The organism is Allorhizobium sp. DMC15 (genome assembly GCF_056314065.1).
In genome coordinates, this window is record NZ_JBQUZB010000003.1 from 257,733 (window position 1) to 278,484 (window position 20,752).

Annotated in this window: 18 protein-coding genes; 10 read left to right on the plus strand and 8 right to left on the minus strand. The window is 61.1% G+C overall.

Annotated features, from left to right (window positions below; all coding sequences use genetic code 11):
• Positions 1-6: 6 nt before the first annotated feature.
• Positions 7-1,179, minus strand: a complete 1,173-nt coding sequence (locus ACT53S_RS15545; protein ID WP_476067935.1) for a GGDEF domain-containing protein — start codon at positions 1,177-1,179, stop codon at positions 7-9.
• A gap of 249 nt (positions 1,180-1,428) precedes the next feature.
• On the opposite strand from ACT53S_RS15545, the gene tpiA reads away from it, so the two are divergent.
• From tpiA to ACT53S_RS15560, 3 genes are all read left to right on the plus strand, one after another.
• Positions 1,429-2,199: a triose-phosphate isomerase gene (gene tpiA, locus ACT53S_RS15550; protein ID WP_476067653.1), complete on the plus strand. Its 771-nt coding sequence runs from the start codon at positions 1,429-1,431 to the stop codon at positions 2,197-2,199.
• Positions 2,200-2,307: 108 nt separating this feature from the next.
• Positions 2,308-2,700, plus strand: coding sequence for a preprotein translocase subunit SecG (secG, locus tag ACT53S_RS15555; protein ID WP_142069087.1), 393 nt, complete (start codon positions 2,308-2,310; stop codon positions 2,698-2,700).
• A 133-nt stretch (positions 2,701-2,833) separates the two neighbouring features.
• A complete protein-coding gene (locus ACT53S_RS15560) occupies positions 2,834-4,471 on the plus strand; it encodes a CTP synthase (protein ID WP_476067654.1) in 1,638 nt (545 codons plus the stop codon).
• A gap of 86 nt (positions 4,472-4,557) precedes the next feature.
• On the opposite strand, the gene ACT53S_RS15565 is transcribed toward ACT53S_RS15560, so the two are convergent.
• From ACT53S_RS15565 to gltA, 6 genes are all read right to left on the minus strand, one after another.
• Positions 4,558-5,775: a molybdopterin molybdotransferase MoeA gene (locus tag ACT53S_RS15565; RefSeq protein ID WP_476067655.1), complete on the minus strand. Its 1,218-nt coding sequence runs from the start codon at positions 5,773-5,775 to the stop codon at positions 4,558-4,560.
• On the minus strand, positions 5,772-6,272 hold the full coding sequence (moaC, locus tag ACT53S_RS15570) for a cyclic pyranopterin monophosphate synthase MoaC (protein ID WP_476067656.1): 501 nt from the start codon (positions 6,270-6,272) through the stop codon (positions 5,772-5,774). Before moaC ends, ACT53S_RS15565 begins: the two co-directional genes overlap by 4 nt.
• Complete coding sequence (gene trpC, locus ACT53S_RS15575; RefSeq protein ID WP_476067657.1) at positions 6,269-7,084, minus strand: indole-3-glycerol phosphate synthase TrpC; 816 nt, start codon at positions 7,082-7,084, stop codon at positions 6,269-6,271. Before trpC ends, moaC begins: the two co-directional genes overlap by 4 nt.
• Before the next feature lie 15 nt (positions 7,085-7,099).
• The gene (trpD, locus tag ACT53S_RS15580) at positions 7,100-8,116 is read right to left on the minus strand and encodes an anthranilate phosphoribosyltransferase (protein ID WP_476067658.1); all 1,017 of its coding nucleotides are present in this window, start codon (positions 8,114-8,116) and stop codon (positions 7,100-7,102) included.
• 25 nt (positions 8,117-8,141) lie between these two features.
• Entirely contained in the window at positions 8,142-10,031 is a 1,890-nt protein-coding gene (locus ACT53S_RS15585; RefSeq protein ID WP_476067659.1) for a peptidylprolyl isomerase, read from the minus strand.
• Between the two features lie 292 nt (positions 10,032-10,323).
• Positions 10,324-11,613, minus strand: coding sequence for a citrate synthase (gene gltA / locus ACT53S_RS15590; protein ID WP_113377510.1), 1,290 nt, complete (start codon positions 11,611-11,613; stop codon positions 10,324-10,326).
• A 251-nt stretch (positions 11,614-11,864) separates the two neighbouring features.
• On the opposite strand from gltA, the gene ACT53S_RS15595 reads away from it, so the two are divergent.
• Positions 11,865-14,369 (plus strand): ComEC/Rec2 family competence protein, encoded by a 2,505-nt coding sequence (locus ACT53S_RS15595; protein WP_476067660.1) that lies wholly within the window; start codon positions 11,865-11,867, stop codon positions 14,367-14,369.
• Here ACT53S_RS15595 and lexA read toward each other — a convergent pair.
• Entirely contained in the window at positions 14,363-15,076 is a 714-nt protein-coding gene (gene lexA / locus ACT53S_RS15600; protein WP_142069073.1) for a transcriptional repressor LexA, read from the minus strand. The two genes, ACT53S_RS15595 and lexA, sit on opposite strands and share 7 nt — an antisense overlap.
• A gap of 213 nt (positions 15,077-15,289) precedes the next feature.
• On the opposite strand from lexA, the gene ACT53S_RS15605 reads away from it, so the two are divergent.
• The 6 genes from ACT53S_RS15605 to pdhA all read left to right on the plus strand — a co-directional run bounded on the left by ACT53S_RS15605 (position 15,290) and on the right by pdhA (position 20,739).
• Positions 15,290-15,832, plus strand: a complete 543-nt coding sequence (locus ACT53S_RS15605; RefSeq protein ID WP_476067661.1) for a DUF1003 domain-containing protein — start codon at positions 15,290-15,292, stop codon at positions 15,830-15,832.
• 23 nt (positions 15,833-15,855) lie between these two features.
• On the plus strand, positions 15,856-16,749 hold the full coding sequence (locus ACT53S_RS15610) for a VOC family protein (RefSeq protein WP_476067662.1): 894 nt from the start codon (positions 15,856-15,858) through the stop codon (positions 16,747-16,749).
• A complete protein-coding gene (gene kdsA, locus ACT53S_RS15615; RefSeq protein WP_476067663.1) occupies positions 16,746-17,594 on the plus strand; it encodes a 3-deoxy-8-phosphooctulonate synthase in 849 nt (282 codons plus the stop codon). Before ACT53S_RS15610 ends, kdsA begins: the two co-directional genes overlap by 4 nt.
• A gap of 214 nt (positions 17,595-17,808) precedes the next feature.
• Positions 17,809-19,083 carry a phosphopyruvate hydratase gene (eno, locus tag ACT53S_RS15620; protein WP_110793265.1) on the plus strand — a complete coding sequence of 425 codons (1,275 nt, stop codon included), beginning with the start codon at positions 17,809-17,811 and terminating at the stop codon, positions 19,081-19,083.
• Positions 19,084-19,225: 142 nt separating this feature from the next.
• A complete protein-coding gene (locus tag ACT53S_RS15625; RefSeq protein WP_142069064.1) occupies positions 19,226-19,543 on the plus strand; it encodes an FtsB family cell division protein in 318 nt (105 codons plus the stop codon).
• Between the two features lie 149 nt (positions 19,544-19,692).
• The gene (gene pdhA, locus ACT53S_RS15630; protein WP_476067664.1) at positions 19,693-20,739 is read left to right on the plus strand and encodes a pyruvate dehydrogenase (acetyl-transferring) E1 component subunit alpha; all 1,047 of its coding nucleotides are present in this window, start codon (positions 19,693-19,695) and stop codon (positions 20,737-20,739) included.
• Positions 20,740-20,752: the final 13 nt, after the last annotated feature.

The window sequence follows — 20,752 nt, forward strand, 5'->3', positions numbered from 1 at the left end:
ACTGCCTTAAGAAATGCGCTGGAGCGTCGTCAGGCTGGCCGTGCTGACACGGTTGCGACCAAGTTTCTTGGCGTCGTAAAGCGCCTGATCGGCGCGGCGCAGAAGGTCCTGCAGACTGACTTCCTGCGTCTGACCACCGGCAATCCCGAGACTTGCCGTGACGACCCCGACCGGTGTGACCCCACGATGGGGGATCGCGAGGGTCTCGATGGAGGAGCGAATGCGCTCGGCCATGGCTGCGGCCTCATTACAGCTGAGGTCAGGCGTCAAGATGAGTATTTCTTCGCCGCCGAAGCGGAATACGGTGCTACGGGCGTCTGAGCTCGCGACGATCGCCCTGGCCACAGCGCGGATGCAATCGTCCCCGTCCAGATGGCCATGCACGTCGTTAAACAACTTGAAGCGGTCGATATCCAGCATCACGACAAAGACTGACCGGTTGTCGTCGGACGTCCAGAGTTCGCGTTCGACCCGTGCTAGCGACCGCCGATTGAGCAGGCCCGTCAGTTCGTCTCGTTCTGACTGGATCTCCAACTGCTGATGAAGCGAGGTGGCCCGGATTCGGTTGAGGTAGTTCATGCGATCGGCATGTTCCTGGAAATAGGCGCCGAGGGCCAGAAACACCGAGATAGTGATGTAGAAGGTGACCAGGCCCTGATAGCTGATCCCGTCGAAGCTCGATATCTGCGCACAAAGCGTGAGGTGTATCGCACAGAGCGATACGAGACCCACGAGGACGGCCGGAAAGCGCGGGCGAAGCCCGACCACCAGAAAGAGGAACGTCGCGACATTGCCTGTCTGATAGATGAAGAGATGTTCGCTGGTGCTGTGCATGGCAACCAGCATCGGCAGCGAACCGCCAAGCAAAACCACAGCCAGTGACAGGATGTCGTAGTTTCTGGCGCTACGCCACTTCAAGACGAGCGCTGTTGCCAGGACCGCGAAGGGCGTGAAGATTGCAAAGCGCACGAAGATTAGCGCGTCGAGTTGATCCGGGACCATGGTCGCGTCACCGAAGAACACCAGATCATAGATCACGGTGCCGACGACTGCCCAGAGGGGGGCGCGCCGAATGCGATGCTCCGCAAATTCGCGGCAATAGTTCGCCTCAATCTCGGGTGAGAAACGAAGCCAGCGGAGCCCCCGCTGGAATTGCCGTTCGATGGCCTCTAGCCCCACTGTCTCCAAGACACACCCCCCATTATCGATTGAAGCTTATTCTCCAAATCTGAAAACTCATTGAAGAGAGCACGGCAGGAATTTCGCCAAACCACGCGCCTCTGTCCGGCCGGTGCCGAATGTCTGGGCAGCGGACGGTTCACGTTTTCACCATGTCGCCCGATAAAGATGCCAATTTGGCTCAGCAATCTTTCCTTCCAGGCTCAGATTTGCTAGTTCGCAGGAGCGAAATAGGGGTTTGATCACGATATGACACCGGATGTTCGTCCGCTCGTCGCGGGCAATTGGAAAATGAACGGCACACGGGCTTCGCTCGACCAGATCAAGGCAATCGCCGAAGGTGTGCAGGGGTCTCTCTCTGAAAAGGTGGAAAGCCTGATTTGCCCGCCGGCAACGCTTCTCTATGTGTCGACTGCGCTCTGCACGGATAGCCCGCTTCAGATCGGTGCCCAGGATTGCCACCAGAATGCTTCCGGTGCCCATACCGGGGATCTTTCTGCTGAAATGATCGCCGATTGCTTCGGCACGCACGTCATCGTGGGCCATTCCGAGCGCCGCACCGATCACGCCGAGACCGATCACCTCGTTCGGGCAAAAGCAGAAGCGGCCTATGCGGCAGATTTGACCGCCGTCATCTGCATTGGTGAGACTGCAGAAGAGCGGAAGTCCGGTCAGACGCTCGATATCCTGAAGCGCCAGCTCGCCGGGTCCGTCCCCGATGGCGCCACGGCAGAACGCACCGTGATCGCCTACGAGCCGGTCTGGGCTATTGGAACCGGTCTTACGCCGACCACCGCCGATGTCGCAGAGGCGCATGCGTTCCTGCGCGCCGAATTGGTCAAGCGCTTTGGAGACGAAGGCAAGAAGATGCGCCTCCTCTATGGTGGCTCGGTGAAGCCCTCCAATGCCAAAGAACTGATGGCTGTCGAAAACGTCGACGGTGCGCTGATCGGCGGCGCCAGCTTGAAGGCGTCGGATTTCCTCGCCATATACCGGGTCTACGAGGAACTGACCGCCTGAGACCGAACCGGTCGAAAAGCGGGGAAGGGGCTTTCAAAGCCCGCTCCTCTCATGTAAAGAGCCGCCAACCTCATTGATTTTGCCCTGATAGGGCAGGATGGACATTCCATGCAGACCGTATTGCTCGTTATCTACCTGATGGTCGTTGTCGCCTTGATCGGCGTCGTCCTCATCCAGCGCTCGGAAGGCGGCGGTCTCGGGATTGGTGGTGGCTCCGGCTTCATGTCGGCCCGCGGCACGGCCAATGCCCTGACCCGCACGACGGCGATCCTGGCGACACTCTTCTTCGTGATCTCCTTGGCGCTCGGCATCCTCGCCCGTTACGAATCGAAGCCGACTGACATCCTCGACCGGATCCCGGCCGCAAACGGCACGACGCAGGGCGGTGGCAGCGTTCTTGATCAGCTGCCAGGTGCCGCACCTGCAGCACAGGCTCCGACGACGACGCCTGCGGCTCCGGCTCCGGCGCCAGCAGATCCGAACGCCGTTCCGAACAACTGATCGGAACGCATCTGCTCACTCCGGCGGGCTCAAGGGTCCGCCGGTTTTCTTTTGTGTATATTCCGCCCCGTTCACGAAAAATTTGGGACAAGCCCGATTGGGGCTGGCGGAATCGAATCTGAAACGGTATCCGGTGAAGCCCATGGCGCGATATGTATTCATCACTGGCGGCGTGGTTTCCTCTCTTGGCAAAGGAATTGCGGCCGCGGCACTCGGAGCATTGTTGCAGGCACGGGGTTACCGCGTGCGTCTGCGCAAGCTGGACCCCTACTTGAACGTTGACCCGGGCACCATGAGTCCGACTCAACACGGCGAAGTCTTCGTCACCGATGACGGTGCCGAAACAGACCTCGACCTCGGCCACTACGAGCGTTTCACGGGACGTTCGGCCACCAAGACCGACAACATCACCACCGGTCGCATTTACAAGAACATCATCGACAAGGAACGCCGCGGCGACTATCTCGGCGCGACCGTTCAGGTCATTCCGCACGTCACGAACGAGATCAAGGACTTCGTCGTTGAAGGCAATGACGACTATGATTTCGTCATCTGCGAGATCGGCGGCACCGTAGGCGACATCGAAGCCATGCCCTTCATGGAAGCGATCCGTCAGCTCGGCAACGACCTGCCGCGCGGCACCGCCGTCTACGTTCACCTGACCCTGATGCCTTACATCCCGGCAGCCGGCGAGCTGAAGACGAAGCCGACACAGCATTCGGTGAAGGAGCTGCAGGCGCTCGGCATCCACCCCGACATCCTGCTCGTCCGTGCAGATCGCGAGATCCCGCAGGCCGAACGCCGCAAGCTGTCGCTGTTCTGCAACGTGCGCGAAAGCGCCGTGATCCAGGCTCTCGACGTCGCCAACATCTATGACGTGCCGATGGCCTACCACAAGGAAGGCCTCGACAACGAGGTTCTGGCCGCCTTCGGAATCGAGCCGGCTCCAAAGCCGCGTCTGGATGCCTGGGAAGAGGTCTGCAACCGCATCCGCACGCCGGAAGGCGAAGTCACGATCGCGATCGTCGGCAAGTACACCGGCCTCAAGGATGCCTATAAGTCGCTGATCGAAGCGCTGTACCACGGTGGGATCGCCAACCGTGTGAAGGTGAAGCTCGAATGGATCGAGTCCGAAATCTTCGAAAAGGAAGACCCGGCGCCCTGGCTTGAAAAGGTCAACGGCATTCTCGTGCCCGGCGGTTTTGGCGAGCGTGGCTCCGAAGGCAAGATCCTGGCTGCCCAATTCGCCCGCGAGCGCAAGGTGCCTTACTTCGGCATCTGCTTCGGCATGCAGATGGCCGTCGTGGAGGCGGCCCGCCATCTCGCCGGCATCGATAAGGCATCCTCCACCGAATTCGGCAAGACCGAGGAACCGGTCGTCGGTCTGATGACCGAATGGATGAAGGGCAACGAGCTGGAAAAGCGTTCTGCTGTCGGCGACCTCGGCGGCACCATGCGCCTCGGCGCCTACAAGGCGGCCCTTAAGAAGGGCACCAAAATCTCCGAGATCTACGGTTCGACGGATATCTCCGAGCGCCACCGCCACCGTTACGAAGTCAATGTCGACTACAAGGATCGCCTGGAATCATGCGGGCTGGTCTTCTCCGGTATGTCGCCGGACGGGCTCCTGCCGGAAACGGTGGAATACCCTGACCATCCGTGGTTCATCGGCGTCCAGTACCATCCGGAACTGAAGTCCCGTCCGCTTGATCCGCACCCGCTCTTCGCAAGCTTCATCGGCGCAGCTGTCGAACAGAGCCGGCTGGTCTGAGGAGACCGCCAGAGAATGCATGCGAAAGACCCGGCCTCAGCGCCGGGTCTTTTGTTTTGAATATTTGTGACCAGTTTGGCCGGCGCTCAAGGCCGCAGAAGCATCATCGGGACAGTATCACCCGCCTCCGCCGCTGGCGCATGCGGCGGCCGCACGATCAGGCAGTCCGACTGCGCAAAGATGCGCATCATCGACGAGTCCTGTTTGCCGAAGCTCTCGACGACGGGTTTATCGTCACCAGCAAACAACAGTCTGGCCCGGACATAATCCTGGCGCTTGTCGTTGGCGGGAAGAGCGTTGGCCAGCGTCCCCGTCGTCATCCGCTTCGGCGGGATGTGATGCCCGAGGCGGCACAGCAGCGGCTCCATGAAGAGCAGCCCGCAGACGAGGCTGGAGATCGGGTTGCCAGGCAGACCGAGAACCTGCATCCCGCCGAGACGCCCGACCATGAGCGGTTTCCCGGGGCGCATGGCGATCCGCCAGAACTCCAGTTCCATTCCGGCAGCGACAAGCGTCGACTGGACGAGATCGTGATCCCCGACCGAGGCTCCGCCCAGTGTCACCAGAACATCAACACCGCTGGAACGGGCCCGCTCGACAGCCGCGCGGAGCAGCGAGACATCATCCGGTACGATGCCGAGATCGAGCACCTCTGCGCCACAGTCGCGCGCCAGCGTGGCAATGCCGAATGTGTTCGAGCCGATAATCTGGTTCGGGCCGGGGACAGCTCCCGGTGTGACCAGCTCATCGCCCGTCGCAAGGATTGCGATCCGCGGCCGGCGATAGACGGGAAGCGTCTGATGGTTCATCGCCGCCGCAAGCGTTAGGTGGCTAAAGTCGAGCGTGACACCAGCGTTGAGCGTGAGGTCGCCTTCGACAAAATCCTGGCCGCGCGGCCGAATATGGCGTCCGGAGGTGACCGCGAAAGTCGTCCTGATCCGTCCGCCATCAAGTTTCTCGGCATCCTCCTGAAGAAGGATGCTATCGGCGCCGGATGGCACGGGCGCGCCCGTAAAGATCCGAACTGCCTGTCCGACACCGACCCCGCCTGAAAAGCCATGACCCGCAGCCGATTCGCCGATGACCGTAAGCACCGAACCGATCTCCGCAGCGTCTGCCGCGCGAAGGGCGTAGCCATCCATCGCCGACGCATCGAACGGCGGCTGGGTGAGGCGGGCGGCCAAATCGGCGGCGAGCACGCGCCCATTTGCCTCATGCAGGCCGATCTGCTCGTGATCGGAGATGGGTTCGGCGCCCGAAAGAAGCCGCGCCAGCGCATCTTCAACCGGAAGCAGCGACATCAACCGCGCTCCGGATGGCGGAAATCCCCGGACTTGCCACCACTCTTTTCCAGAACTCGGATCCCACCGATTTCCATCGTCTTGTCCACGGCTTTCGCCATGTCGTAAATGGTCAGGCAGGTGATGGATACCGCCGTGAGTGCTTCCATCTCGACGCCCGTCTTGCCAGTGAGCTTGACGGTGGCCTCTATCCGAAGGCCCGGTAGGTTCGCGTCCTCCAGGATGTCCACGGTCACCTTGGACAGCATCAGCGGATGGCACAGCGGGATCAGATTGGACGTTTGTTTGGCCGCCATGATGCCGGCAATCCGCGCAGTCCCAATGACGTCCCCCTTCTTGGCGTTCCCGTCACGAATGGTGGACAGGGTTTCCGGCTTCATGCGCACATAGCCTTCGGCGACTGCGAGGCGGATCGTGTCATCCTTGCCCGAGACATCGACCATATGCGCCTCGCCGGAGGCGCCGATATGCGTCAGGCCCTGCGGCTCGACAGTGGTCATTCCGCGGCCAGAGCGTCGGTCTTGCCGGTCAGGAGAAGACGCGTTGCAGCAGCAACATCTTCCTTGCGCATCAGGCTCTCGCCGACCAGGAAAGTGGTTATGCCGACCTTTTCAAGGCGCCGGCAATCTTCATGGGTAAAGACACCGCTTTCGCCGACCAGCAGGCGATCGGCAGGCACCATTGAAGCCAGGTCTTCGCTGACCGTCAGGCTGACCTCGAAGGTACGCAGATTGCGGTTGTTGATCCCGACCAGCGGTGACTTCAGTTTCAGCGCCCGTTCCATCTCGTCGGCGTCGTGGACTTCGATCAGAACATCCATGCCGAGTTCGAAGGCGACGCCTTCGAGTTCCGCGGCTTCTCCATCGGAGAGGGAAGCCATGATCAAGAGAATGCAATCACCACCCCAGGCACGCGCTTCATAGACCTGGTAGGCATCAAACATGAAGTCCTTGCGCAGGGCGGGCAGGGCGCAGGCCTGGCGGGCAGCCGTCAGGAATTCCGGCGCGCCCTGGAAGCTTGGTTCATCCGTGAGGACGGACAAGCAGGCGGCGCCACCGGCCTCATAGGCGGCGGCAAGGGAAGGTGGATCGAAATCGGGCCGGATCAGTCCCTTCGAAGGGCTCGCCTTCTTGATTTCGGCAATCAGTCCGAACCGACCGTCGTCGCGCGCATGCACCAGCGCACGGTGGAAACCGCGTGGCGCCTCCTGGCTCGCGATCCGATCCTTGAGTTCCGACAGCGAGACAGCAGCCTTGGCCGCTGCGATTTCATCCCGCTTGTAGGTTTCGATGCGCTTGAGGATATCGGTCATGCTCTGAACTTACCCTCACGCGGCCGAGTTGGAAATGGCAATCAGTTTCTCGAGCGCGCGAGCGGCATTGCCGCTGTCGAGTGACTGGCTGGCAAGATGCATGCCCTCGGTCACGTCGTTGGCCTTGCCGGCGACAATCAGAGATGCGGCGGCATTGCAGAGTGCGACGTCGCGATAGGCCGTCTTCGCCCCACCAAGAACATCGCGAAGTGCTGCGGCGTTGACCGCGCCGTCGCCGCCACGGATCGCATCGAGCGACACGGTTGCAACACCGAAATCGGAGGGCGTCAGTTCGAAGGTCGAGATCTCGCCATCTTTCAATGCGGCCACAAGGGACGGACCCGTCGTCGTAATTTCATCGAGACCGTTCCCGTGCACAACCCAGGCATCGGTCAGCCCGAGATCACGCAACGCCTCCGCACCCGGCACGAGCCACTCCGGCGAGTAAACACCGAAGAGCTGTTTCTTGACGCGGGCCGGGCTCGAAAGCGGTCCGACGATGTTGAAGATAGTGCGGGCACCCAGTTCAACGCGCGCCGAGCCGACATGGCGCATGGCGGGATGGTGCAGCTGCGCGAACATGAAGCCGATGCCGGCCTCGCGGATACAGCGAGAAATGGTGTCCGGATCGATGTCGAGCCTCACGCCGAGTTGCGAAAGCGCGTCCGCCGTCCCCGATTTGGAGCTCAGGGCGCGGTTGCCATGCTTGGCAACCGGCACGCCGGCACCCGCCACGATAATCGCGGCGAGCGTCGAGATGTTGTAGGTGTTGGTTCCATCGCCGCCGGTTCCGACAATGTCTATGGCGTCCTCGGGAGCGTCGACCACGACCATCTTCTGGCGCATGATCGAGACGGCGCCGGCAATCTCGTCGACGGTTTCCCCGCGAACTCTGAGGCCCATCAGGAAGCCCCCGACCTGCGCCATGCTGGCTTCGCCGGACATCAGTATCTCGAACGCATCGCTCGCCTCCTGCCGGGTCAAAGACTGGCGCGTTGCGATCTTCGCGATAAAGGGCTTCAACCCGGACATGGACGTGCTCCCCCTGACGTCGGCATTAGCGAACGATGGCCTGCTGGGCCAGCGCCTGGTTGAATGTCACGCCATACTGCGCCTGCAACTGGCCGACCATCTGGTCGAGGATGTCGTCGCCGGCCGAATTGGCCATCGAGACGATCTGCTCATCTTCGTTGGACAGCACGCCACCGGCCGCCTGATCACGCACGGCAGTGACGGTCAGCAGGATCTGCGTCGACGGATCACCGCCGGACGCCGTGGTCACAATCCCTTCCGGACCTCCGAAGGCTGCGGTGATGGCCGCCGCACCCAGAACGGCGTCTTCGGTGCGGCGGGTGATCCCCGCCTTGCTTTCGACCGTCAGGCCGAGTTCGGACGCCACTTCTTCCAGTTTGCCGCCATCGGCAATGCGCTTGCGCAGGCTCTCTGCCTTTGCGCCGAGCGCAATGCGCTGCTGCTCCGCAGTCCAATCCGCCACGGCCTTTTCCCGGACCTCGGCAAGCTCCCGGTCGCGTTCGGCCTTGATGTCGGTGACATCAAACCAGATGTAGCCATTGTTGCCGAGATTGACCGGAAGAGCCTCGACGCCAATGTCGGTGCGGAAGACTTCCGCCAGGAGCGCGTCGCGCTCGGGGATGCCGGCCACTTCGGTTTCCCGGGCGTCAAAACCGCGCCGGTCGATGTCGGTAACGGTTGCGGTCTTCAGCTTGAGCTGGTCCGCCGCTTCCTTCAGTGTGGACCCGCCAGCGCGCAGATCTTCGAACTGGTCGTGCACGGCGGTGATGTCGGCGACAGCCGCTGATTCTGCCAGCGCCTCGCGGATTTCTTCCTTGACCTCGTCGAGGCTGCGCACGCGGCCTTCCTTTATGTTGGTCACGCGCAGGATGACTGGGCCAAGTGCACCTTCGACGACGGGCGTGGTGCCGCCTTCGGTCGTCACCGCAAAGGCGGCGTCCGCAAGCGTGGCGTCCGGAAGGCGGTCCTTTGAAAAGTCGCCGAGCAGCACATCGCTCGCCGTCTTGCCCTGGTCCGTTACAAGTTGATCGAAGCTCGTGCCCTTGGCGAGTTCGGCGGCTGCCGCATCGGCCAGTTCACGCGTTTCGAAGGACAGTTGCTCGATCGTCCGAGTGCCCGCGATTTCGTAGCTGGCCTTGCGGCGCTCGTAATCGGCCTTGATGTCATCGTCGCTGACGGCCGACTTGTCGGCAATGTCTGCGGGCTCGAGCTTGACATAGGTAAAGCTGCGGAATTCGGGCGCGCGATAGCGCGACTTGGTCGTGTCGAACCAGGTCTTCAGCGTGGCATCGTCAGGCGCCTTGATCGGATCGATATTGGCATTGGTCAGCAGCAGGTAGTTGATGTCCCGGTTTTCGTATCGATAGCTCTTGATTGCATCGACCAGAACCTTCGGCGCGACGAAACCATCGGCAGTGGCATCGACGATCTGGCTGCGGATTGCGACCTTCGACCGCTCCTCAATGTAATCGTCTTCGCGCAGGCCGGAATTGCGCAGTCTCGATGTGAACAGGGCGCGATCGAAATTGCCGGCCGAATTTTTGAAGGCCGGGTCATCCGCGATCAACTGCGCCAGCCGATCCTGGGACAGACCCAGATTCATGTCTGCCGCAAGCTGGTCGAGTGCTGCACCGGCAGCGAGCTGCGAGAAGACCATGGATTCGACACCAAAAGCCTTGGCTTGTTCGGTGGTCAGCTGAGTGCCGAACCGGTTGCTGAGATCGGCGACCTGGCGCTGATAGGCAAAGGCGAAGTCCCGCGTCGAAACCGTCTGATCGCCCACGGCGACCACCGTATCGGAATTGCTGGTGAACAGCGAAGCCGAAACGCCCCAGACGCCGAAGGAAACCACCAGCAGCAGCAGCAGGATCTTGGCGAAAAGGGTCTGGGAAACTTTTCTCAATATGACGAGCATCGGGACGCATGAACCTCTTGACTGATCTTCGCATCAAGCGAAGCGGGTGGACTTCCTTAGAACAAAGATCAACGGAATTGAAGGCATATCGGGCCGAAAAGCGGCAGGATCCGGTCGGCGGCGCAGAACCACCGAAATGTGATGAACTCGCTCCGGTCTTGGACCGCATCAATCGATGCCCGAAAGGCCATGGCAACCGTCTTTGCACGGCATCCGGAAGACGAAAGCTGATGGCGGGAATAAAAAAAAGGCCGGCAACGCGCCGGCCTTTCGAAAGAAACGTGATGGGCGATCAGCGTTCGGTGATCGGCTTGTAGTCGCGCTTCGGTGCGCCGGTATAAAGCTGGCGCGGGCGACCGATGCGCTGCTGCGGATCCTCGATCATCTCGTTCCACTGCGCGATCCAGCCAACGGTACGGGCCAGCGCGAAGAGAACGGTGAACATGGTCGTCGGGAAGCCGAGTGCGCGCAGCGTGATGCCGGAGTAGAAGTCGACGTTCGGGTAGAGCTTCTTCTCGATGAAATAAGGGTCGTTGAGCGCGATCTTCTCGAGCTCGAGCGCCACCTTCATCAACGGGTCGTCGCCATGGCCGGTCGCTTCCAGCACCTCGTACATGGTCTTCTGCATGATCTTGGCGCGCGGATCGTAGTTCTTGTAGACGCGGTGACCGAAGCCCATCAGGCGGAACGGATCGTTCTTGTCCTTGGCCTTGGCGATGTATTCCGGAATGCGGTCGACCGAGCCGATTTCCATCAGCATGTTGAGCGCCGCTTCGTTGGCGCCACCATGGGCCGGACCCCAGAGGCAGGCGATGCCGGCTGCGATGCAGGCAAACGGGTTGGCGCCCGACGAACCGGCAAGACGTACGGTCGAGGTCGACGCGTTCTGCTCATGATCGGCATGCAGGATGAAGATACGGTCCATGGCGCGCGCCAGAACCGGGTTCACCTTGTACTCTTCGCACGGCACGGCAAAGCACATGCGCAGGAAGTTGGACGCATAGTCGAGATCGTTCTTCGGGTAAACGAACGGCTGGCCGATATGGTACTTGTAGGCCATGGCGGCGATCGTCGGCATCTTCGCGATCATCCGCAGCGAGGCGACCATGCGCTGATGCGGATCCGTGATGTCGGTCGAGTCGTGATAGAAGGCCGAGAGCGCACCGACAGTGCCGACCATGACAGCCATCGGATGGGCGTCGCGGCGATAGCCGGAGAAGAACTTGCTCATCTGCTCATGCACCATGGTGTGGTGCGTGACGCGGTAGTCGAAGTCTTTCTTCTGCGCCGGCGTCGGCAGTTCGCCGTAGAGCAGCAGATAGCAGACTTCCAGGAAGTCGCCCTTGTCGGCGAGCTGTTCGATCGGATAGCCGCGATGCAGCAGCGTGCCTTCGTCGCCATCGATATAGGTGATCTTGGATTCGCAGGATGCCGTGGACGTGAAGCCCGGGTCGTAGGTGAAGGTGCCCGTGTGCTTGTACAGGGCGCCGATGTCGATGACATCAGGGCCGATCGTGCCGGCCTTGACGCTCAGGTCGACCGTCTTGTCACCGAGTTTCAAAGTAGCGCTTTTGTCCGTCATGCTGATCCTCCGGAAGTGGCGGGAAGGCGTCTCCGAAAAGCCGCCATCGGTTAAGCGTGTGATGTAGCTATATGATACGGAAGTTAATGCCAAGCTATCCAAAGGGCAAATTGTGCGTTGCGAAATCGGCACCAATCGAACCGGACGGTTCTAATCGATTTGCACGTTAGATTGCGCTTGCAGCAAAGCTTCATGCACGCTTTGATTGTTGTTGGGCGTGGTGTTTTTCCCCATCAGCAGGGTTGCTTCAAGTGTTGTATCGACCGGAGGAGAAGCTGGACATCGAAGGGGAGGGCGCGCTCGCGCCACCCAGGGATCCAACGCCTGCTTTACCCAGCCATTCTGCGATAGCTCGGCCGACAACAGACAGGATAGACCGACTGGTCGAACAGTCCCGGCGACGAGCTCACGGTGTCCGCCAGGCGATCGAATGGGAGGGCCGGCAGGGGCACTTCTTTCATTTCGTACCCGTATGCATCGGGCTTGGCGCTCTGTGCTGGTTCAATCTCCCTGCGCCGCCCGCCGCGGAGATCCTGCTTTTCCTTGCCGCTTTGGCCGCAAGCGCTCTCTTCATGACCCTTGCCGGCACGATGAGCCGCGCCCTGTCGCTCTCCGCCCTTCTTGCCATCGCCGGCATGGTGTTGGCCGAGGCTGAAAACTGGAGAGCCGCGACGATCCTTCTCGATTCTCCCGTGGTGACCACGGTCACCGGCCAGGTGGAGCGGCGGGAGGCGGGGTCGGCCGGCGAATGGCGCTATGTCATCCGCGTGGCGGCGACCGCCGAGCCGGCTCTGCGCCGCGCGCCGCAGCGCATTTCGGTCTTGGCCCGAAGCCAACATGAGGGGTTCAGGATCGGCGAGGGCATCACCGGCCGTCTGCGGTTGTCGCCGCCGTCGGGCCCGGCGCTGCCCGGTCTCAACGATTTTGCCTTTCAGAGCTATTATGCCGGGATTGGCGCGGTGGGGTTCTTTCTTGGCGCTCCGGAACGGCCGGCGACGGCTGCCTCGCCGGTCGTGGACCCGTGGACCCGGCTGGATCGATGGCTGTTTTCCCTGCGCGACCGGATCTCCGATCGTATCCATGCCGTACTGCCCGGCGATACCGGCGCATTCGCCGCATCCATCATCACCGGTGAACGGCGCTCGATGTCGCAGGAGGCGACGGATGCGTTACGGCTTTCGGGGCTTGCCCATATCACCGCGATCTCCGGTCTCAACATGGCGCTTGCCGCCGGTATCTTCTTTGTCGGCCTGCGGGCACTGTTGAGCCTCCTTCCGGGTTTAGCGCAGCACTATTCCATAAAGAAAATCGCAGCCGCCGGCGCACTTCTGGCGGCGACCGCCTATGTCCTCATATCCGGTTACCAGGTTTCGGCATTGCGCGCCTATCTGATGACCGCGATCTTGCTGGTTGCCGTGCTGATCGACCGGCCCGCGATCAGTCTGCGCAACCTGTCTGTCGCGGCGATCCTGATCCTGGTCGTGCAGCCTTCCGCCGTCATGGGGCCGAGTTTTCAGATGTCTTTTGCCGCGACGGCAGCCCTGATCGCTGGCTATGCAGCCTGGCGCACGAGGCCGCGCACCCTCTGGCCGGCTCCCCAATCGGTCCCGGGCAAACTGGCAAGCTTTGTGCTGAAATTCGTCGGTGGGACGCTCGCCACATCCCTGATTGGCGGTTTGTCGACGGCCATTTTTGCGGTCACGCATTTCCATCGCCTGTCCATGCACGGGCTTGAGGCCAATCTGGCGGCCATGCCGCTGATCTCGATCGTGGTCATGCCGGCCGGCTTCATCGCCATGCTGATGATGCCGCTCGGCCTTGATGCCCCATTCTTTTGGATCATGGGTCTCGGACTTGATCTCGTCCTGCAGGTTGCGCACACCGTCGCCGGCTGGGATGAGGCGGCGCTCATCCCGCGTCAGCCGGGCTGGTTTCCAGCACTCACCGTGACCGCGCTCCTGCTGATCACGTTACTGCATACGCGGCTACGGCACGCCGGGAGCGTTCTCTTGATCGTCACGCTGGCTGCGTCCTGGCTGCGTCCAGCAGATAGGCCGGCCGATCTGCTGGTCAGCGAGGATGGCCGCCTCGTCGCGTTTTGGCCGAGGCCGCGAAGCGATGCTGAGGCGAAGACCCTCGCTACCAACCGCGTGCGTCCATCGACCTTCCTTTTTGACCAGTGGAAGCCTGCGCTCGGTGTCGAAAATCATCGGCCACCGGACCAAACAGACGCACTCGTCCTCCCGCCACCGGCCGATTGGAAAAAGGAGGAGACATGGGATGCGGTGACAAAACAACAGGCAGGCAAGGTATTGGACCAACTGGCAGGATCCGCCGCGGGCGACCGCTTCACCTGCGCTCGCGGTGCCTGTGCGGCAAAGATTGCCGGCCTCTGGACCGTGCTCGTCATCGACCGCGCCGATATTGCCGGCCTCGCCTGTGACGTCGCCGACATCGTTGTGCTCGGCGTCCGCAGCCGCCTGACCCGCTGCAATTCAGGCGCGATCTTGATCAGCGAAACGACATTGCGCGCAAGCGGCGCTCTCGAGTTGCGGCTTGGTGATCGCCACGAAAGAAAAATCGAAGTCACGTCAGCGCTGGCAGGCCCGCCACGCCCATGGACGGTGCATCGCCTCTACGACTGGCGAACCGGGGGGACTGCCTCCCAACACGGTTTCAAGGCCGCCCTTTTGGCAACCAGACCCCAGCCTCTGGCCGCCACGACATCAGATGACGGCGCGGCGACGGATCAGTGATAGCGCCGGATCAGGCCGACAAGCTTCCCTTGGATCTTGACCCGGTCCGGCGGGAAAATGCGTGTCTCGTAGGCCGGGTTGGCAGCCTCCAGCGCGATCGAGGCACCACGGCGGCGAAACCGCTTCAGTGTTGCTTCCTCGTCATCGACCAATGCCACGATGATGTCGCCGGGATTGGCGTTCGAGGCGTTGCGGATGATCACGGTATCGCCGTCGAGAATACCGGCATCAATCATCGAATCGCCCTTGACCTCCAGGGCATAGTGTTCGCCAGAACCGATCATCTCAGCCGGAACGGTAATGTCATGCGTGTTGTTCTGGATAGCCGAGATCGGCACGCCGGCGGCGATGCGCCCCATGACAGGCACGCTGACCGACGCATTCTGATCGTCGTTGCTGGGACGCGCCGGGGCAGGCGGCGGCGTCTTTCCCAGGCTGCCTTCGATGACGCTTGGCGCAAACCCACGCCGCGGTTGCAGGCTGGGCGTATAGGCCTCCGGTAGCTTGATCACTTCAAGAGCACGCGCGCGGTTGGGAAGCCGCCGGATGAAGCCCCGTTCTTCAAGCGCCGTGATGAGCCTGTGAATGCCGGACTTCGATGCCAGGTCGAGGGCGTCCTTCATCTCGTCGAAGGACGGAGGCACACCCGATTCTTTCATCCGCTCGTGAATGAAGAGAAGCAGTTCCTGTTGCTTGCGCGTCAGCATATGCGGGGCCCCGTTTGTGAAACAAATCCAGAACAGACACTATATGTTCCATATGTGTTCCGCAAGTAGATAAATTTCCGTGAACAACCCGTATGAAAATGCGATAGGCGTCTTCGGCCGGGTGCTGGCAACCTTGCATGTCCGATCGATGCTGGCAGCCAGACAGCCGGGAGCAAGTCCGAGCAACGAATTGAAATCTCTGTGAGTTACACCATGCTGAAAGACTTGGAGAACACTCTGCTCGGGAAGCAGGCCGACCAACTGACATCGGCAGAGAAGAAGGTTCTGGTCAAGGCTCGCCAGCGCCGAACGGTGTCGACCAATGCCGGCGAGGACTTTCTCGCCGGGGCAAGTTTCGGTCAGCGTCTGGCCGATTCGATTGCCCGGATCGGCGGCTCCTGGAGCTTCATCATTGGCTTCGTTGTCTTCCTCCTCGCCTGGGTTGTTCTCAACACGGTGATCCTGGTAGCCCGTCCGTTTGACGCCTACCCCTTCATCTTTTTGAACCTGATCCTCTCGATGGTGGCCGCCATTCAGGCGCCGATCATCATGATGAGCCAGAACCGCCAGGCCGAGCGTGACCGCTTCATGGCCGCGAAGGACTATGAGATCAATCTGAAGGCCGAGATCGAGGTTCTCGCGCTCCACCACAAGATCGATGAGCAGGTGTTGAAGGAATTGCGCGACACCCGGGCCGAGATCGATGCGCTCCGTGAGGCGATCGAGGCCCTTACAAAGCGCTCGGGTAATTCCTAGTTTGGTCGTAACGGAGTATCTTCATGTCGCCTGTTCCCGCTTTGCCGCGCGCTTTGGACCACCTTGTGCTGCCGGTGATCGATCTCGTTACTGCCAGACAGCGGCTAAGCCGCCTTGGGTTCACCGTGGCAGCCGATGCTCGTCACCCTTTCGGCACTGAAAACGCCTGTGTTTTCTTCCGCGACGACACCTATCTCGAACCGCTTGCCGTCGGCAGCCGGGAAGACTGTCTGTCGGCGGTGCGGGCCGGGAATGTTTTTGTCGCGCGTGACCAGGCTTTTCGGTTCCGAAGGGGCGAGGGTCTCTCGGCAATCGTCGTCAAGACCGATGACGCCGGAGCAGATCATGCGAGCTTTGTCGCCGAAGGTTTGAGCGGTGGTGAACTGCTGGGCTTTTCGCGCGAGTTTCGCTTTCCCAATGGCCGCAAAGTAGAGGGATCTTTTCGGCTGGCCTTCGCCGCCGATCTGCGCTCGCCCGACTTTTTTGCTTTCGCCTGTGAGCGCGTGAACCCCTTGCCCGCCGATCGCGGTGCTTTGCTGGACCACGCCAACGCGGCAGCAGGCCTGAGAGGCGTGGTGCTGTGCGAGAATAATCCGAGCGATTTCCAGTATCTGTTGGAGACGGCGCTGCGGCAGCGCGACGTCACGGCCGATTCTTTCGGACTATCGATCGAAGCGGCCAATGCCAGGGTCGATGTCCTGACACCAGATGGACTGTCGGCTCGATACGGGTTCTCGGATGCGCGCGAAGAACGGGGTCTGCTCGGGGCGGTGGTTGTGGTCGCGAGCCGTGATCTCGGCGTGACAGAAGCCTGCCTCGCTGCTAATGGCGTCCGCTATCACAAAACAGGAGCGCGCCTCGTTGTCGCGCCGGAGAAAGGCCAGGGTGTCGCCTTCGCCTTCGAGGAGTTGAAATGAGCACTGTGACCAATTCCGAAGTCGTCGTCGGTGAAGGCGAGGGCCGGGCCGTCTTCTCGCAGAAGGGCCGCTTCGCCCTGATTGCCGGCCCTTGCCAGATGGAGAGCCGCGATCATGCGTTCATGATCGCCGGTCGTCTGGTGGAGCTGTGCCGCGAGCTTGGCCTCGGCCTCGTGTACAAGTCCTCCTTCGACAAGGCGAACCGCACCTCGCTGTCGGCTGAGCGCGGCATCGGTCTGGAAAAGGCAATGGAAGTCTTCGCCGACATCAAGAAGGAATACGGCATCCCGGTGCTGACGGACATCCACACGGAAGAACAGTGCGCGGCCGTCGCCCCGACGGTCGACGTCCTGCAGATCCCGGCCTTCCTCTGCCGCCAGACCGATCTCTTGGTCGCCGCGGCCAAGACCGGCCGCGTGGTGAACGTCAAGAAGGGCCAGTTCCTGGCGCCCTGGGACATGAAGAACGTGCTGAACAAGCTCAATGCCAGCGGCAATCCGAATGTCCTCCTCTGCGAGCGCGGCGCCTCCTTCGGTTACAACACGCTGGTCTCCGACATGCGCTCGCTGCCGATCATGGCGGGTATGGGTGCGCCGGTGGTCTTTGATGCCACGCATTCGGTGCAGCAGCCGGGCGGGCAGGGCGGCTCCTCCGGCGGCCAGCGCGAATTCGTTGAAACGCTCGCCCGTGCGGCGGTCGCCGTTGGCGTCGGCGGTCTCTTTGTCGAGACCCATCAGGATCCGGACAATGCGCCGTCCGATGGACCGAACATGGTTCAGATCGACAACATGCGCCGTCTTCTCGAAAAACTGATCGCCTTTGACGACATAGCCAAGGCCGTTTGACACACTTTCCCGGCGCTTCAATCGGCTAAAGAAGATGCAGCGCCGGGAATGCCGCTTTAAATCGATTAGATTTTCGTTCATCCCGCTTCCGATCCGTCATTGTATTTTCCCGATCATCGGGTAAGACAGGGTGACTCACAGGCAGGTCCGCGGGCGTCGCGCCAGGGTGATCGGCCGCCGAGCCTTGTCCAATTTCCGTCTACAGGGAGCGAACATGACCGCCATTACCGACATCATCGGCCGCGAGATCCTCGACAGCCGTGGCAACCCGACCGTCGAGGTCGACGTCTATCTCGAAGACGGCAGCTTCGGCCGCGCCGCGGTTCCTTCGGGCGCGTCCACCGGTGCGCATGAAGCCGTCGAACTGCGCGATGGTGGCTCGCGTTACCTCGGCAAGGGCGTCGAAAAGGCCGTCGAAGCCGTCAACGGCGAGATCTATGATGCGATCGGCGGTCACGAAGCCGAGAACCAGATCCAGATCGACAATCTGATGATCGCGCTCGACGGCACGCCGAACAAGGCTCGTCTTGGCGCCAACGCCATCCTCGGCGTATCGCTCGCTGTCGCCAAGGCTGCCGCTCAGTCGGCCGGCCTGCCGCTCTACCGTTATGTCGGCGGCCCGAACGCCCATGTCCTGCCGGTTCCGATGATGAACATCATCAACGGCGGCGCTCATGCCGACAACCCGATCGACTTCCAGGAGTTCATGATCGTGCCGGTTGGTGCCGAGACCATCCGCGACGCAGTCCGCATGGGTTCGGAAGTCTTCCACACCCTGAAGAAGCAGCTCGCAGCCGACGGCCACAACACGAACGTCGGTGACGAAGGCGGCTTCGCGCCGGGTCTCGCTTCGGCGCCTGCCGCGCTCGACTTCATCATGAAGTCGATCGAGAAGGCCGGCTACCGTCCGGGCGAAGACATGCACATCGCGCTCGACTGCGCCTCGACCGAATTCTTCAAGGACGGCAAGTATGTTCTCGAAGGCGAAGGCCGCACGCTGGAGCCGGAAGCCATGGCGGAATATCTCGCCGAGCTTGCTGCCAAATACCCGATCTTTTCGATCGAAGACGGCATGGCCGAAGACGACTGGGACGGCTGGAAGACCTTGACCGACAAGATCGGCAAGAAGGTTCAGCTCGTCGGCGACGACCTCTTCGTCACCAATTCGGCCCGCCTGCGCGACGGTATCAAGATGGGCGTCGCCAACTCGATCCTCGTCAAGGTCAACCAGATAGGTTCGCTGTCGGAAACCCTCGACGCCGTGTCGACCGCACACCGCGCGGCTTACACCGCCGTCATGTCGCACCGCTCGGGCGAGACCGAGGATTCAACGATTGCCGATCTCGCGGTTGCCACCAACTGCGGTCAGATCAAGACCGGTTCGCTCGCCCGCTCGGACCGCACCGCGAAATACAACCAGCTCATCCGCATCGAGGAAGAGCTCGGTCCGCAGGCGGTTTATGCCGGGACATCCATCCTGCGCGGTTGATCGTTGTAGACAACACTGAATTTTAAGCCCGCGCCGGGCAACCGGCGCGGGCTTTTCATTGCCAGTCATTTTCGGTCAACGATCGGTTAAGACATCCCCGCTACTTTGAGCGAAAGTTACGCGTTTTAAGGCAGTTGTCGGCATGTGGACCAGGCATCACAAGAAGAAGAAATACGGACGTCTTGCCCTCCCTGCCATCACCGTCGCCTTCCTTTCCTACTTCGGATATCATTCGGTGCATGGCGACTATGGCCTCAAAGCAGGTCAGCAGTTCGATCGGCTCCAGCTGGCTCGAACGGCTGAGCTCGATAAGCTCGTGAAGCAGCGCATGCAGCTGGAGAAAGAGGTGAGCCTGCTCAGCGACGGCTCGCTCGATGAAGATATCATCGACGAAAAGGCGCGTTACCAGCTGAATATGTCGCGCCCCGATGAAATCGTGATATTCAACACCTATTTCTGATAAACCGGGATTAGGTTAATTACAGATTTCATATATTTTACAGATGCTTGGTTTGAATATGACCTATGCATTTCTGGCATTGCGGATGCCTGTTTTCTTCCCTATTCTACACCCAACAACAGACCAACCATAACCCACGGGAGGGATGAATGGCGCCGCGCAAATCCGCGACTGCGACCGGTCGTAAGCCTTCGGCCAAGCCTGCCAAGAAAGAACTGACCACCGGTGTAATCGCCGAATTCGACAAGGCGCAGGAGCTCGCGTCCTATCGTGAAATGCTGTTGATCCGCCGTTTCGAAGAAAAGGCCGGCCAGCTTTACGGCATGGGCTTCATCGGCGGCTTCTGTCACCTGTATATCGGCCAGGAAGCTGTCGTTGTCGGCATGCAGATGGCCCTGAAGGAAGGCGATCAGGTCATTACAGGCTATCGTGACCACGGCCATATGTTGGCCTGCGGCATGAGCGCCCGTGGCGTGATGGCCGAACTGACCGGGCGTCGGGGCGGCCTGTCGAAGGGCAAGGGCGGCTCGATGCACATGTTCTCCAAGGAGAAGCATTTCTACGGCGGTCACGGTATCGTCGGTGCGCAGGTGTCGCTCGGCACCGGTCTCGCCTTCGCCAACAAGTATCGCGGCAATGACAATGTCTCGCTCGCCTATTTCGGCGACGGCGCTGCGAACCAGGGCCAGGTTTACGAGAGCTTCAATATGGCTCGCTTGTGGAACCTGCCGGTGATCTACATCATCGAAAACAACCGTTACGCCATGGGCACTTCCGTCTCGCGCGCATCGGCCCAGACCGACTTCTCCCAGCGCGGCGTGTCCTTCAACATTCCGGGCATCCAGGTGGACGGCATGGACGTGCGCGCCGTGAAGGCTGCGGCCGACCAGGCGGTCGAGCATTGCCGCGCCGGCAAGGGCCCTGTCATCCTGGAGATGCAGACCTACCGTTATCGTGGCCACTCCATGTCCGACCCGGCCAAGTATCGCTCCAAGGACGAAGTGCAGAAGATGCGCTCCGAGCACGACCCGATCGAACAGGTCCGCGCCCGTCTGCTCGAGAAGGGCTGGGCGACCGAAGACGACCTGAAGGCCATCGATAAGGACGTCCGCGATATCGTTGCCGACAGTGCCGATTTCGCCCAGGCCGATCCGGAGCCGGATGCATCCGAGCTCTACACCGACATCTTGCTGTAATCGGGGAGGGAAC

Bases quoted from the DNA above. Each gene is read 5' to 3' on its own strand.
- tpiA (WP_476067653.1), top strand. From the start codon at position 1,429: ATGACACCGGATGTTCGTCCGCTCGTCGCGGGCAATTGGAAAATGAAC.
- ACT53S_RS15585 (WP_476067659.1), bottom strand. From the start codon at position 10,031: ATGCTCGTCATATTGAGAAAAGTTTCCCAGACCCTTTTCGCCAAGATC.
- gltA (WP_113377510.1), bottom strand. From the start codon at position 11,613: ATGACGGACAAAAGCGCTACTTTGAAACTCGGTGACAAGACGGTCGAC.
- lexA (WP_142069073.1), bottom strand. From the start codon at position 15,076: ATGCTGACGCGCAAGCAACAGGAACTGCTTCTCTTCATTCACGAGCGG.
- moaC (WP_476067656.1), bottom strand. From the start codon at position 6,272: ATGACCACTGTCGAGCCGCAGGGCCTGACGCATATCGGCGCCTCCGGC.
- trpD (WP_476067658.1), bottom strand. From the start codon at position 8,116: ATGTCCGGGTTGAAGCCCTTTATCGCGAAGATCGCAACGCGCCAGTCT.
- trpC (WP_476067657.1), bottom strand. From the start codon at position 7,084: ATGACCGATATCCTCAAGCGCATCGAAACCTACAAGCGGGATGAAATC.
- kdsA (WP_476067663.1), top strand. From the start codon at position 16,746: ATGAGCACTGTGACCAATTCCGAAGTCGTCGTCGGTGAAGGCGAGGGC.
- ACT53S_RS15610 (WP_476067662.1), top strand. From the start codon at position 15,856: ATGTCGCCTGTTCCCGCTTTGCCGCGCGCTTTGGACCACCTTGTGCTG.
- secG (WP_142069087.1), top strand. From the start codon at position 2,308: ATGCAGACCGTATTGCTCGTTATCTACCTGATGGTCGTTGTCGCCTTG.
- eno (WP_110793265.1), top strand. From the start codon at position 17,809: ATGACCGCCATTACCGACATCATCGGCCGCGAGATCCTCGACAGCCGT.
- pdhA (WP_476067664.1), top strand. From the start codon at position 19,693: ATGGCGCCGCGCAAATCCGCGACTGCGACCGGTCGTAAGCCTTCGGCC.
- ACT53S_RS15605 (WP_476067661.1), top strand. From the start codon at position 15,290: ATGCTGAAAGACTTGGAGAACACTCTGCTCGGGAAGCAGGCCGACCAA.
- ACT53S_RS15625 (WP_142069064.1), top strand. From the start codon at position 19,226: ATGTGGACCAGGCATCACAAGAAGAAGAAATACGGACGTCTTGCCCTC.